This window comes from Nereida ignava, from assembly GCF_047114695.1.
In the GTDB taxonomy this organism is placed as follows: Bacteria; Pseudomonadota; Alphaproteobacteria; order Rhodobacterales; family Rhodobacteraceae; genus Nereida; species Nereida ignava.
The window spans coordinates 270149-283794 of record NZ_CP112885.1; the positions used below are offsets into that span (position 1 = coordinate 270149).

A 13646-nucleotide genomic window follows, 5' to 3' on the forward strand; every position below is an offset into this window, starting at 1 on the left:
CGCTCTCATTCAAGGGGTAGGAGTGGTACCTTGGCTGACGATACACTTTACGATTTGTTTATTATTGGCGGTGGCGTGAATGGCTGCGGCATTGCGCGTGATGCCCAAGGGCGCGGGCTTAACGTGGCGCTTGCGGAGATGAATGACCTTGGATGGGCCACATCGTCCTCATCGACCAAACTGTTCCATGGCGGGCTGCGGTACCTGGAGTTCTTCGAATTTCGCTTGGTAAAAGAAGCACTGATCGAGCGTGAAATCTTGCTAAGTGCGATGCCGCATATCTCTTGGCCCATGCGTTTTGTGCTGCCGTTTCACCGTGACATGCGTTTTGAAGGCAATACCCCCACGTCTAAGCTGCTCAGTTTCGTGATGCCGTGGATGAAGGGGCGAAGACCGTCTTGGCTGATCCGTGTTGGACTATTTCTTTATGATAACATGGGTGGTCGAAAACTTTTGCCTGCTACGAAAACTGTTAATTTAAAGACGGACCCTGTTGGTGCGCCACTTGATGACCGTTTTGCCAAAGCGTTTGAGTACAGCGATTGCTGGGTTGAAGACAGCCGTCTCGTGATCCTGAACGCCCGTGATGCCCAAGCACGCGGCGCCAACATTATGCCGCGCACCAAAGTCCTTTCTGCGGATCGTTTTGACGATCATTGGAAAGTTACCGTTGAGGGTGGACAGGTGTATCACGCCAAATGTCTTGTGAACGCTGGCGGCCCGTGGGTTGAAGATATTATACGCGGGACAATTCGGCAAAACACGACAGAAGGTGTACGCCTTGTCCGCGGCTCGCATATTGTCACCAAGCGGTTGTTTGATCACGATAAATGCTACTTTTTCCAAGGTGAAGATGGCCGCATTATCTTTGCCATCCCCTATGAAACTGACTTCACTTTGATCGGCACAACGGACGCGGACCATGACAATGCGGACACCCGTCCGCAGATCAGTGATGAAGAACGCGACTATCTGATCAATTTTGTGAACGGCTATGTAAAGCAGGACATCACCAAAGAAGACGTCGTGTGGACATATGCCGGTGTTCGGCCGCTTTATGATGACGGCGCGACAAGCGCCACGGCCGCGACCCGTGATTATGTCCTGAGCCTTGACGAAACGGCCGCCCCTGTTTTGAACATTTTCGGCGGGAAAATTACGACCTACCGGAAACTGGCTAAACACGCTTTGGCCAAGCTAACAGATATTTTCCCTAAGATGAGTGGCGATTGGACCGCAGGTGTTCCGATGCCTGGGGGGGACTTTCCCGTAAATGGCGTGCAAGATTTGGTGACAGATTTGCAGGCTGCATATCCGTTCTTGGATGATCGTTGGGCACTGCGAATGATCCGCGCCTACGGAACCGAAGCGCGGGATGTTTTGGGTGATGCCAAAACGATTGATGATTTAGGCACCGATTTTGGGGCAACGTTGACAGAGGCCGAATTGCGCTGGATGCGAGACGCTGAGTTTGCAACATGTGCTGAGGATGCCGTTTGGCGGCGCACGAAGCTGGGTCTGCGATTAAGTGCTGAACAAGTGTCCGCAATTGATGCGTGGTTTGTAGATAACCAGCTGTAATTATGTTGTTTTATGGGGCGGACAGGTGTCTCATTAGCGTCGAAAAGCGGATAAAAGGGAGAGCGTAGCATGCGATATATTATGGCAATTGATCAGGGTACCACGTCAAGTCGTGCTATCCTGTTTGACGAAAATATGCAGCGCCAAGCCACAGCCCAAGAAGAATTCCCTCAGCATTTCCCGCACTCTGGCTGGGTTGAACATGACCCTACGGATCTGTGGTCCAGTACTGCTGCGGTTTGCCGTTCGGTCATGGAAAAGGCTGATATATCCGCAGATGATATTGTCGCGATCGGCATCACAAATCAGCGCGAAACAACAGTGGTTTGGGATAAAGAGACAGGCCAGCCGCTTGGAAATGCAATTGTCTGGCAGGACCGCCGGACATCTGCGCTTTGTCAGGCTCTGAAGGCCGATGGGCATGAAGCACTCATTACCGAGCGAACGGGATTGCTGCTTGATCCCTATTTTAGTGCCACAAAACTGAAATGGATATTGGACGAAAATGAGGGTGCGCGTCAGGCGGCCAAAAATGGTAACTTGCTGTTTGGGACTGTTGATAGCTTTATCATCTGGAACCTGACAGGCGGTGCGTCCCATGTAACAGACGCCACAAATGCTGCTCGCACCATGCTTTATGACATTCGCAACGGACAGTGGGACGCGGACATCTGTTCGCTGCTTGATATCCCGATGGACATGCTGCCTGTCGTCAAGGACAGTGCGGGGCATTTCGGAGACACGCGCGCCGATTTGTTTGGAAAACCCCTTCCAATTCTTGGAGTTGCTGGAGATCAACAAGCGGCTACAATCGGGCAGGCTTGTTTCAAACCCGGTATGCTTAAGTCGACGTATGGTACTGGCTGCTTTGCGCTTTTGAACACGGGCGAGACACTTGTCCGCAGTGAAAACCGACTTTTGAGCACGATTGCGTATCAGCTTGATGGAACCCCGACATACGCCCTTGAAGGGTCTATATTTATCGCTGGCGCCGTTGTTCAATGGATGCGTGACGGTGCCAAAATGATACGTGAGGCAAGTGAAACACAAGCTTTGGCTGAGGCAGCAGATGAAACGCAGCCGCTTTATCTTGTGCCCGCGTTCACCGGACTTGGGGCGCCGTATTGGGATGCGGATTGCCGTGGCGCAATTTTCGGTTTGACCCGTGGGTCGGGACCGGCAGAGTTTGCACGCGCCGCCCTTGAAAGTGTGGGTTTTCAGACGCGTGATCTGCTTGAAGCTATGACTGCAGATTGGAGCGGCGGTGCAGAGGCGGCCGTTTTGCGGGTTGATGGCGGAATGAGCGCCTCAGACTGGACCATGCAGTTTTTGGCGGACATCATTGGGGCGCAAGTTGACCGGCCCGAGGTTTTGGAAACCACAGCACTTGGTGCGGCTTGGCTTGCGGGAATGCAGGCTGGCATTTATCCGGACCAAGCAGGATTTGCTGACAATTGGGCGCTTGATCGTCGGTTTGAGCCAAAAATGACTGATGATGATAGATCGCAGAAATATGCGGGATGGAAAGACGCCGTTCGCCGGACATTGAGCTAAGCTGTTTCTGCTTGGCCTGCCAGTTGTTGAACACTACGGTGCGCCAATGATCAGAGCCTTTTGCATAGCAGTGTGTGTTTTTATCAGCGTTGCGACATCGCTGCGTGCCGATCAGATCACCGTATTTGCCGCATCAAGCCTCAAGCCCGTTTTTGATAAACTCGTCCCGCTATATGAGACTGAGACGGGGGGGCGTGTCTCTGTGTCGTTTGCTGGCACGGCCACAAACGTTCGACAAATTCAGCAAGGCGCACAGGCCGATGTGTTTGTGTCTGCAAATATTGTTTGGGCCGATGTGCTTCAAAGCGACGAAAGCCTTGTCGTCCAAGCAAGAGCAATAGTCGCAAAGAACCGGTTGGTTTTGATAAGTGCGACGGAGCGTGGTTCATTTGAGCTGAACGACCCGCAGCACTGGAACGCGGCGCTTCGGGGGGGGCGATTAGCGGTAGGGTTAACCCAAGCTGTGCCCGCCGGAATTTATGCGCGGCAAGCGCTTGAGCGGCTAAGTATATGGGATGATGTGCAAGATACACTTGTTGAGGCATCTAGTGTGCAGGGCGTGCTGAATTTCGTCAGACGTGGCGAAGTGCCTCTTGGGATTGTTTACTTGACGGATGCATTAAGTATCACCAAGGGTGTTTATGAAGTCGCTTTGTTTGATGAAAACTTGCACGATCCTATTGAGTATCCGGCCTTGGCTTTGACGCAAGCGGGTAGCGATTTTGTGGATTTTCTTTCTCGGACTGAAACGCAGAGAATACTGTTAGATATGGGATTTGAGGCGCCATGATGGCCGAGGTCTCGCCGCAGGTTTGGCAGGCCGTCTGGCTGTCTCTAAAAGTAGCTAGCGTTGCGACCGTTTGTGCGTTGCCGGTGGCCGTTCTTGTGGCATATCTACTCACGCGTGTGGTCTTTTGGGGCAGGGGCTTGTTGACTGTTGTTGTCTACCTTCCCCTTGTTTTACCTCCGGTTGTGACGGGCTACGCGTTGCTTTTGATGTTTGGCTCAAACGGTTATGTCGGTTCACTCCTCGCGGACTTGGGGATTGTTTTCGCTTTTCGCTGGACCGGCGCAGTGCTGGCGGCGGCGATCATGGGGTTTCCCCTTATGGTCCGTGCAATCCAGCAAGTGCTTGACGCATCGGATAAAGGCTTGGAGGCGGCGGCAGCCAGCCTAGGGGCTTCAAAAATAATATGTTTTCTTACAATCACATTGCCCCTGATCGCACCCGGCATATTGGCTGGCGCCATACTTGGATTTGCCAAGGCACTTGGTGAATTTGGTGCCACAATAACATTTGTTGCAAGCATCCCGGGCCAAACTCAAACCATCCCGTCGGCAATCTACAACTTCTTACAAATCCCGAATGGTGAGTCCGTAGTCATGTGGTTGGCCGGAATATCAGTTCTATTGTCTGTCGTCGCACTCACGGCCGGTGAGCTGCTCGGACGCTGGATGAGAAAGCGTGGCTTGTGATGTTTGATCTGCGGGTACGGCATCAATTCAACGCGGCCAGTCTTGATGTGCACGTTCGCTCGGATGCCCGCGTTCTGGCGCTTTTTGGACCGTCCGGCGCTGGCAAAACGTCGCTGATCAAAGCGCTTGAGGGGAGCTTTGCACCACAGTTCGCTGTCTTGAGTGTGGCGGGCGAAACACTGTTAGACACAAGGCAGTCAATTTGTGTTCCAACGCACCGCAGGCGGCTTGGGGTGATCTACCAAGACGCGCGTTTGTTTCCGCATATGACCGTTGATGGAAATCTTCGCTATGCTGAACAGTTTGGTCGCGCAAAAAAACTTAATGGCGCGTTTGAAGAGGTAGTTGATCTGCTAGGCCTTGAACGCGTCTTGCACCAGCGGCCTGCAACGTTATCCGGTGGCGAGGCACAGCGCGTTGCCATTGGTAGGGCAATTTTATCTCAGCCTCGTGCCCTGCTTTTGGACGAGCCGCTTGCCGCAGTTGATCAAGCAAGAAGGGAAGAAATTATTCCGTACCTGCTGCGCCTTAAACGCGAGCTTTCTTTGCCGATGATCCTTATAAGTCACGATTTGAACGATGTTGTCCGACTTGCTGATGATGTTGCCTTGATTGATGAAGGCCGCGTGGTGAAGCAGGGAGCGCTGGCTGCTGTCTTGGCCAATCCTGAACTGTCACAGTTCTTTGGCCCGTCTCAAACCGGTGCTGTTATTAATGGTCACGTCGTTGCGCATCATCCTGATGGCATCACCGAGATTGCTACATCCGCAGGGTCCGCGATGTTGGCCCAAATTGAGACTAAAGTCGGCGCGGATGTGCGTATACGGGTCCTTGCAAAAGACGTGATGATTTCGCGTGAAAAACCGATTGGGTTAAGCGCGCTCAATATTTGGCATGGATCCATCGTTAGTATCACGCCCGCAGGCGCGCGCGGCGGTGTGGTTGACCTAAAATGTGGCAGTGATCACATCCTGGCTTTTGTGACAAACCGATCATTGCAAGCCCTCGCACTTGAGGTGGGCGCGGCGTGTTGGTTGGTCGTTAAGTCTCTGTCTTTGACTGACCCCCAAATCTCATAGTCACCGTGTTTATAGACATATAGTTCCTCAAATTTTATTCATTTATGGTCTGGGGCACCGCATTTGATGGCGCCTCTTTAAGCATTTTTTCATGTCTGACGGTCAACGCTTGCGCAAAGGCTCCGGTATCTCTGGGCCATATGTTTGAGCAAAAAAGGGTTTTCCGCATGGGCTTGAAAAAGATCAATATCTCAACTTGGCTGCCAATTGCGATGGTGCTGCTGGCCGCCGTTTCACTTACGATTACTTCGTTTTTTTCGTATCACGACACGCGCGAGGTGTTGCTGAAAGACGCCGAATTACGATTGACGGGTCTTGCTGCTGATCGTCGGTCCAAGCTCGACCTTTGGTTGGAGGGCGTCGACAAAGAGTTGGAGACGATTTCAGAGGCTTCTGCGGCGGTTACGGCGCTGGAAGATTTTTCCTATGCGTGGTCGGGGCTAAGCTCGGAGGGCTCTGCAACTGCAGCACTTCAGCGGCAGTTTATTGATGAAAACCCTTTTGCTTTGGGCGACCGCGACAAGCTTGAGGTGTTGAAAACTGGCGGGCGGTATAGCCAAGCTCACCAAACGCACCATCCGGTTTTGCGTACGCTTGGCGAGCGGGGCGGTTATTATGACCTGTTCTTGATCGATAATTCTGGCAATGTGATCTACTCGGTGGAAAAAGAGGCTGATTTTGCCACGAACATTCTCACTGGGCCGTATAAGTCATCAGGCCTGAGCGTAGCTTTTCAGAAGGTTGTTCAGATTGCTAATGGTGAGTTGAGCGAGACTGCTGCATTCACAGATTTTGAGCCATACGCCCCAAGCGCGGGTGCGCCAGCAAGTTTTGTTGGGCGGCCCATTTTCTCACAATTTGGAAATATGGCCGGTGCGGTCGTTTTACAATTGCCGACCGATAAAGTTGCAGCCCTTTTGACCGACGCAGCCGGTCTTGGTGAGACTGGTGATGCGTTTCTTCTTAGCTCTGACGGTGAGTTGAAAACCCAGCCGAGAACATTTGCTGACCAAGTGCCGCTCCAATCAGTTCTAGATGAAACAGCTCTCGAACGGCTTTACAATTCCGAAGCTTCCGTGCTGCAGGCCGTCTTTTTTGGTGAGCCCGTTCTTGTCGGAAAAGCCACGCTGAACTTTCATGGAACAACGTGGAAAATGGTGGTTGTCTCGCGCATGTCAGAGGTTTTTGAACGTGCGGCTGAATTGCGCAACAGCCTAATCGTGCAAGTTGCGGCGACATTGGCGATTATTGTTGTGATTGGCTTTTTCTTGGCTCGCTCTGTGAGTAAACCATTGCTCCATGTGGCAAGCGACATGCGCCGCGTTGCAGGCCGTGACTATGACACGACTGTTCGAGGACTTTCCCGCGGTGATGAAATTGGTCAAATCGCGGGAACTCTTGACGAATTCAGGACAAAACTTGGCTCCGCTGAAGAACAACAACTGGAAGCGATGCTGAAAGGCGCTGCCTTTCAAAGTGGCTCTGGGGCGATGTTTGTTATGAACGGTCAGAAGCATGTGGTCTACGCCAACGAGAGTTTCTTTGAGTTGCTTGGAACCCTTGGATTGAACTGCGACGAAGATGATCTGGATCAACCTATCGCAAAGCTTGCGCCATTCCTCGAAGATGCAGTCACCAAGGCGTCGAGCTTTCCCACGAAACTGGACGTGTCCCACGAAGATCAGCAAATTTCTGTAACGATGAATGATATCATCGGTGAGAATGACGAAGTTATGGGCATCGTGGTCGAAGTTGGCGATGTAACTGAACGACGTACAACTGCGGCTATTTTGGACGCAATCGAACAGCAGCAGGCGAAAGTTGAACTGACGCCAACTGGTGACATTATTTCGGCCAATGAGATCTATAAGAACGCCGTTGGTGAGGAGGGGATGCGTAACGGGTTCTTTGCGAACTTCCGTGACCTTGCGGATAACAGAGCACTGCGTTGGCATGATGTTATTGCATCAGGTGGCTACATGGGGCTGTTTGAACTGACGCTTAGCAGCGGTCAGACTGTCAACTTTGAGGGTGGCTTTCATTTTGTACGTGACCAAGATGATGACGTCCGCCAGGTTGTACTGCTCGCCAACGACGTAACCAAAGTGCAGCAAGCGATTGCAGTATCAGAGGCCGCCCGCAAAGAGACAGCACAAGCGCAAAAGCAGGTTGTTGATGCTCTAAAAATGGGTCTGGACCGCTTGGCTGATGGCGAGTTGACGGTGCGTTTGCATGAACCCTTCCATGAAGACTACGAAATGTTGCGCGATAACTTCAACCGCACCTGTCAAACGCTGATGAACGCTATCGCAGGCGTTGGCGAAAATGCAGAGACTATTCGCGGTGAGGCTGCTGAAATTTCGAGTGCAGCAGACAGCCTGTCGCAACGCACGGAACGGCAGGCAGCATCTTTGGAAGAAACTGCAGCCGCGCTTGATGAGTTGACGACATCCGTGGCTTCTGCCGCTCAAGGCGCAAAAACGGCCAGCGATGTGGTTATTGAGGCACGTACAAACGCTGAGGAAAGCGGTGAAGTGGTTCAACAAGCTGTTGTTGCGATGGGTGAAATTGAAAGTTCATCGGGTCAAATTTCGAAAATCAGCGGAGTAATCGAGGATATCGCATTTCAAACTAACTTGCTGGCCCTCAATGCCGGCGTTGAGGCGGCGCGTGCGGGTGATGCCGGACGCGGGTTCGCAGTTGTTGCCTCAGAGGTGCGCGCGCTCGCACAGCGATCTTCTGACGCGGCGCGAGAAATCAACGACTTGATTGCCCAGAGTACAACCCAAGTTCAAAAGGGTGTTGGGCTGGTCGGCAATACGGGGACTGCGCTAACGGGGCTGGTTCAGTCCGTAAAGACAATCGCAGAGCACGTCAGTGAAATTGCACAATCCGCGCAAGAGCAATCTGGCAACCTTGCCGAGATTAACAGTGCGATCAACGAGTTGGACCAAGTGACCCAACAAAACGCCGCGATGTTTGAAGAGACCACGGCAGCCAGCCATTCTTTGACACAACAGGCAAACGCCTTGCGCGCATCTATGGCAAAATTTGTTACAACCAAAGGCGTACAAAACGTTGTGGACATGCAACCGAATAGAACCGTGAAGCAAGTCGTTGAAACCAAACGCCCCGTAGCCGTAGGTGAGACGGGCGAGGCCGTGCTCGATGATGGTTGGGAGGAATTCTAGGAGTGATCCGTTCGCCCCTAAATCCTCAAAGGTCTGGCTCAGTGACCGCGCGCTCCCAAAGTGGGGTGCGCGGTCAACGTGATGGTTTAGTGGTGCCACTCATCCAGGGTGAAATTAAAGTATCAGCAAGGCCTTTGGAATGCATCTCAACGTTGTTGGGCTCGTGTGTGTCGGTTTGTCTATTTGATCCCGAGACAGGTGTTGGTGGTATGAACCATATGCTGTTGGCAGGAAAACTTCTTAATGATCCCAATGGTGTTCGCGCATCGACGAACGAAATTGAACGGTTGATTAATGCGACATTGAAGGCTGGTGCCGTTCGCGCAAATCTTCATGCTAAATTATTTGGCGGTGCGCAAATTACGCGTGGCTTGACGACTGTTGGTGAGACGAACGGGGCCTTTGCGGAAAGCTATCTGCAACGCGAAGGTATCGACGTGGATGCTAGCAGTCTTGGTGGTGACAAAGCGCGACGGGTTCATTTCTGGCCCACGACAGGTCGCGTAAAAATGAAATTCGTCGAAGATATCGTCGTCGCGCCACCGCGTATTCCGCGTTCAGTTATGAAGGATGTGGGTGATGTTGAGCTATTTTAAAACGCGGCTGCGCTTTTGCACAAAGTTGTTAAAAAAGCTCAACTGCGCCGTTTGTTGCGCGGTTGGGTGTATCCTTCAGACCCAGTGCAACAAGGCTGATTTCCAGCTTCACAGACTGCAAGACTTCAGAAACTTTTATCACTGGGTTGGCATTCAAAAGTACCACGATTGATGCGATATCATCATTTATTTGTTGTGCGCGATCTATTTCCTGCAACTGCGTGATGCCGGCCTTTAACTGATGGGGCTCGGGCAAACCAATGAAGCCGGCCTCGATATTATCAAGGCAGGTTCTGAGTGCGTGATTTAGAGTCGCTATTGCTGCAATCAGCTCTGCGTGGGGTAGCTCAGTCCGCATCAAAGGCGGCCCGTAACTTGTTCAATGCACTTCAATAGATCGGCGTTTTGAAATGGCTTCTTGATAAAGTTGTTCATGCCAAGTTTTTTGCCGTGCTCAATCACCTGAGGGTTCGTCGTGCCAGTTATCAAAATGAACCCAATCCCCTTAGTCGCGGGGTTACTGCGCAGAGCATGCAGAAGGTGCAGCCCGTCCATCTCGGGCATATTGTAATCCGACAACACAAGGTGGACGGGCGTCTTAGCAATCATTGCTAGCGCTGTTTTTCCGTCCGGCGCGGATAGTACTTGCCGAATGCCAAAACCGTCGAGGCTTTGTGCAAGAAGGCCGCGACTTGTCGACATATCGTCAACGATCATAACGCGAATTTGGTCTCTAAGTGCCATACTAGCCTCGTGAATTTGATTTATAAATAGTTGTGCCAACCGCTTCAAAGCCGAGCTGGTGGGGGTCATCAAGCCGCTCTGAGTGTCCTAAAAACAAGATCCCGTCGGGCTTTAGGGTGGCCTGAAAACGCGGCCACAAACCCGCCTGTATCGCTGCGTCGAAATAAATGACAACATTTCGGCAAAAGATCAGGTCGAACTGTTTGGTCATTGGCCAATCCGAAATCAGGTTAAGGGTTCCGAAAACAATGTGTTTGCGAATGTTCGATGAGACAGTTCCTGAAGACAGGCCAACGTCGTTGCCAAAGAGCGTTTTGTTTACGCGCCCAAATGCAGAGGCCGGATCTATGGGGGTATAAACACCGGTTCTGGCGCGTTCGACCACTTGTGGGTCAATGTCAGTGGCGAGAATACGAAAGTTGGACTGTGGCCCAAATTCGTTCAAAAGTAATCCTGCGATCGAGTAGGGCTCTTCACCTGTTGAGCAGCCGGCTGACCAAATACGCAAAGGCTCGGACTGTTTGAGCCTAGCTTCCAATTTTGTTCGGTATTCTCCAATAAGGTAGTCAAAATGATGTGGTTCCCGGAAAAACCGTGTCACATTCGTTGTGAGAGCGCTTAACATATGCCCAAACTCTTCCCCTTCAGCATCTTCAACGCTTTTGAGATACTCGGAGAAATTTGATAGCCCTGTCGCGCGTAACCTCTTGGCCAAACGGGATTGCACCATCGGCTTCTTGGCCGTTTCCAGTACAATTCCCGTTCGTGCATACATCATTGCGGCAACTGCTTCAAAATGCGCGTCAGTAAGCAGCGCTGTGCGCGTTTCCGATGTCATTTTATGCCGCGTTCGTTTCTTTTGCTGGGACAGCCGCTTTCAGACTTAGCAACCGTATCATACGGTCATTTTGGATAATCAGCCCATCCACAAACCGTGTTGTGTTGTCCCCCATTTCGGGCGGTGGGTCGATTGCATCCGTATTGATGGAAAGAATATCAACGACTGCGTCTACCAGCAGGCCAACCGTTTGGTCGTCAACGTTAACAACGATGATCACGTCACGCGGGCTTACCTCGCGTTCGGCCAAGCCGAACCGAATAGATAGATCAACGATAGGCAGCACACTTCCGCGCAGATTAATCACGCCCTGCATGTAGGGCGGCGAATGCGGTAGAGGCGTTGCTTTGCTCCACCCACGAATTTCACGCACTGACATGATATCGAGTGAATATTCTTGATCGTTCACTTTGAACGACAAAAGTTCAATTTCGCGCCCGGTTTGGGAGGGGGTCTTTTGGTCCATGGTCATCTCCAATTATGCGCTTGGCGGTTGTGCTGTGTCCGTATGATCTATGCCGCGCACAACGATGTCGCCTGGATCAAGGATTAGAGCGATCTTGCCGTCTCCTAAGATCGTTGCAGCGGCGACGCCTGGAATGTTGCCATAAGCATCCTGCAACCCTTTGATGACGACCTGCCTTTGATCTTGGATTGCATCAATCACGATTGCCGCTTCTTGACCGTCGTCATTGGCAATAAGCAGCGCGATACAATTCTTGAAATCCGTGCGCTTTGGGCTGAACCCAAGTTTTTCCGCAAGATCAATAAGCGGCAAAAAGCGCTCCCTGACCTGCACCAGCATGCTATTTGCCCCAAGTGGCTTAAGCTCATCTGGCCCCAGCATCATTGTTTCGCTTATCGCGGCCAGGGGCATCACTACGGACTGCCCGGCAACATCGATCACCATGCCATCAAGAACGGCGAGGGTAAGCGGCAGGCTGATGGAAAATGTCGTGCCCTGCCCAGGCACGGAAGTGATCGTGATACGCCCCCCGAGACTTTGAATGGCGCTTCGCACGACATCCATCCCGACACCACGGCCAGACAGATTAGACACTTCGGCCGCCGTAGAGAACCCCGGCATAAACAGCAAATTGTCAATTTCGGTATCGCTGAGAAGAACATTTTCTGGAATGAGACCTTTTTCAATAGCGATCTGCTTCACGCGATCGCGGTTGATGCCACCACCGTCATCACTCACCTCAATCACAACGCGACCCGATCGATGCGCTGCGCGCAGGCGGACGACACCTTGCTCTGCTTTGCCGTTCGCAACGCGTGTCTGCGCCGCTTCAAGCCCATGATCAACGGCGTTTCGGATCATATGGGTAAGAGGGTCTGCAAGCCGTTCAATGACCGTTTTGTCGACTTCTGTGTCGTCACCTTCGGTGATCAATTTAACGGATTTTTTCACTGCGGCTGAACTTTCACGCACAATACGTGACATCCGTTGGAACAAAGATTTTACGGGCTGCGCGCGGATCATCATCACGCTGTCTTGGATGTCGCGGGTAAGGCGCATGAATTCCTCAAGGCCTGTTTCGACCTCTGTAGAGTTTGCGGCCTGTGCTGACACGATGCTTTGAGACAGCATCGACTGATTGATAACCAACTCGCCCACAAGGTTAACCAGCCTGTCGATACGGTCCACATCCACGCGAACTGTCGCTTTGGGCGCCGCTACTTTCATGCTGTCTGGTTCGGTAGAAGGCTGCTCTGCCGGCTTCACATCAGTCGGTTCTTCAATGTGGTCGGGTGCGAGGGCCTCAGATTCTGCAACACTAGCAACATCTGGCAGGTCGATCGGTGGGAGTGGGGCGTCTGTTTGTGGCGTGATTTGCTCAATTGTGCAAAGCCCATCAACGAAATCGAAAACCTCAAGAACGTCTTCGAACGTACGATCAGTGTCGACAGAAATGTGCCACGGTATAAAACACTCTGCATTTGCCAACTCGCCTAAATTCGGCAGCTTCGTCAGGTCGGGTGTGCAGGTGACAGTCCCAAGTTCTGTGAGCGCGCGGAAAAGTTTGGCTGGTTCGTTGCCGCTTGCGTAGAGCTCTGCGCTGGCCTGAAACTTGAATGAATGCTGTGCGGGCTTTGGCGCCACATCATCCAGTCCGAAGTCTTCGTCTAGATCAAAGCTGAGTACGAGAGGCGCAAATTCAACGGTTTCTTCAACTTCGTCCGATAATAGCGCTTCGAGGTCCGTCAATGTTGCCGCTGTTAGGTCGGGCTCAATCGGTAATTCATCGCGCGACAGCCGCACGAGATCTTGCAAAATATCGCCCGCTTGAAAAAACGTGCGCATGATGTCGGTGTCAGGTTCAAGAAGGCCAGAGCGCACATTATCAAGCACACTTTCATAGCAATGTGCAAAATTGACCAAATCATTGAGCCCGAATGCACCCGCACCCCCTTTGATGGAGTGGACGGCGCGGAAAACCACGTTGATGGTCTCTGCGGAGCGCTCGGGGCTGTCCATTGTTTCAAGGCCGTCTTGGAGCGCTTCGAGCAGCTCATCACATTCAATAAAGAACGAGGCCTTAATTTCAGCAAGGGGGTCAAGTTGGTCAGTCATCTGCTT

General features: G+C 52.0%; 12 protein-coding genes. 7 read left to right on the forward strand and 5 right to left on the reverse strand.

Annotated elements, in window-relative coordinates:
* The first annotated feature begins 30 nt into the window (after positions 1 to 30).
* The 7 genes from glpD to OLX08_RS01350 all read left to right on the forward strand — a co-directional run bounded on the left by glpD (position 31) and on the right by OLX08_RS01350 (position 9477).
* Positions 31 to 1581 (forward strand): glycerol-3-phosphate dehydrogenase, encoded by a 1551-nt coding sequence (gene glpD / locus OLX08_RS01320; protein ID WP_391482002.1) that lies wholly within the window; start codon positions 31 to 33, stop codon positions 1579 to 1581.
* Positions 1582 to 1650: 69 nt separating this feature from the next.
* Positions 1651 to 3135, forward strand: coding sequence for a glycerol kinase GlpK (glpK, locus tag OLX08_RS01325; protein ID WP_391482003.1), 1485 nt, complete (start codon positions 1651 to 1653; stop codon positions 3133 to 3135).
* 46 nt (positions 3136 to 3181) lie between these two features.
* Complete coding sequence (gene modA / locus OLX08_RS01330; protein ID WP_391482004.1) at positions 3182 to 3925, forward strand: molybdate ABC transporter substrate-binding protein; 744 nt, start codon at positions 3182 to 3184, stop codon at positions 3923 to 3925.
* The gene (modB, locus tag OLX08_RS01335; RefSeq protein ID WP_391483157.1) at positions 3925 to 4611 is read left to right on the forward strand and encodes a molybdate ABC transporter permease subunit; all 687 of its coding nucleotides are present in this window, start codon (positions 3925 to 3927) and stop codon (positions 4609 to 4611) included. Before modA ends, modB begins: the two co-directional genes overlap by 1 nt.
* Entirely contained in the window at positions 4611 to 5690 is a 1080-nt protein-coding gene (gene modC, locus OLX08_RS01340; protein ID WP_391482005.1) for a molybdenum ABC transporter ATP-binding protein, read from the forward strand. The genes modB and modC overlap by 1 nt, the downstream gene beginning before the upstream one ends.
* Positions 5691 to 5857: 167 nt before the next feature.
* Positions 5858 to 8881, forward strand: coding sequence for a methyl-accepting chemotaxis protein (locus OLX08_RS01345; protein WP_391482007.1), 3024 nt, complete (start codon positions 5858 to 5860; stop codon positions 8879 to 8881).
* 167 nt (positions 8882 to 9048) lie between these two features.
* Positions 9049 to 9477 carry a chemotaxis protein CheD gene (locus OLX08_RS01350; protein ID WP_391482009.1) on the forward strand — a complete coding sequence of 143 codons (429 nt, stop codon included), beginning with the start codon at positions 9049 to 9051 and terminating at the stop codon, positions 9475 to 9477.
* Between the two features lie 28 nt (positions 9478 to 9505).
* Here the strand turns inward: OLX08_RS01350 and OLX08_RS01355 are convergent, their stop codons facing one another.
* Genes OLX08_RS01355 through OLX08_RS01375 form a run of 5 tightly spaced genes read right to left on the reverse strand, consistent with a single transcriptional unit; the run spans position 9506 to position 13640 of the window.
* Positions 9506 to 9835, reverse strand: a complete 330-nt coding sequence (locus tag OLX08_RS01355) for a hypothetical protein (protein WP_391482010.1) — start codon at positions 9833 to 9835, stop codon at positions 9506 to 9508.
* Positions 9835 to 10221 (reverse strand): response regulator, encoded by a 387-nt coding sequence (locus tag OLX08_RS01360; protein ID WP_048597478.1) that lies wholly within the window; start codon positions 10219 to 10221, stop codon positions 9835 to 9837. Before OLX08_RS01360 ends, OLX08_RS01355 begins: the two co-directional genes overlap by 1 nt.
* 1 nt (position 10222) lies before the next feature.
* Entirely contained in the window at positions 10223 to 11059 is an 837-nt protein-coding gene (locus OLX08_RS01365) for a CheR family methyltransferase (protein WP_391482012.1), read from the reverse strand.
* Position 11060: 1 nt separating this feature from the next.
* Entirely contained in the window at positions 11061 to 11525 is a 465-nt protein-coding gene (locus OLX08_RS01370; RefSeq protein WP_391482013.1) for a chemotaxis protein CheW, read from the reverse strand.
* Positions 11526 to 11537: 12 nt separating this feature from the next.
* Positions 11538 to 13640: a chemotaxis protein CheA gene (locus OLX08_RS01375; protein WP_391482015.1), complete on the reverse strand. Its 2103-nt coding sequence runs from the start codon at positions 13638 to 13640 to the stop codon at positions 11538 to 11540.
* Between the last annotated feature and the right edge of the window lie 6 nt (positions 13641 to 13646).

Excerpts from the sequence above, each read along its gene's own strand:
- modB (WP_391483157.1), top strand. The coding sequence starts at position 3,925 with ATGGCCGAGGTCTCGCCGCAGGTTTGGCAGGCCGTCTGGCTGTCTCTA.
- OLX08_RS01360 (WP_048597478.1), bottom strand. The coding sequence starts at position 10,221 with ATGGCACTTAGAGACCAAATTCGCGTTATGATCGTTGACGATATGTCG.
- OLX08_RS01355 (WP_391482010.1), bottom strand. The coding sequence starts at position 9,835 with ATGCGGACTGAGCTACCCCACGCAGAGCTGATTGCAGCAATAGCGACT.
- OLX08_RS01365 (WP_391482012.1), bottom strand. The coding sequence starts at position 11,059 with ATGACATCGGAAACGCGCACAGCGCTGCTTACTGACGCGCATTTTGAA.
- glpK (WP_391482003.1), top strand. The coding sequence starts at position 1,651 with ATGCGATATATTATGGCAATTGATCAGGGTACCACGTCAAGTCGTGCT.
- OLX08_RS01375 (WP_391482015.1), bottom strand. The coding sequence starts at position 13,640 with ATGACTGACCAACTTGACCCCCTTGCTGAAATTAAGGCCTCGTTCTTT.
- modA (WP_391482004.1), top strand. The coding sequence starts at position 3,182 with ATGATCAGAGCCTTTTGCATAGCAGTGTGTGTTTTTATCAGCGTTGCG.
- modC (WP_391482005.1), top strand. The coding sequence starts at position 4,611 with ATGTTTGATCTGCGGGTACGGCATCAATTCAACGCGGCCAGTCTTGAT.
- OLX08_RS01370 (WP_391482013.1), bottom strand. The coding sequence starts at position 11,525 with ATGGACCAAAAGACCCCCTCCCAAACCGGGCGCGAAATTGAACTTTTG.
- OLX08_RS01345 (WP_391482007.1), top strand. The coding sequence starts at position 5,858 with ATGGGCTTGAAAAAGATCAATATCTCAACTTGGCTGCCAATTGCGATG.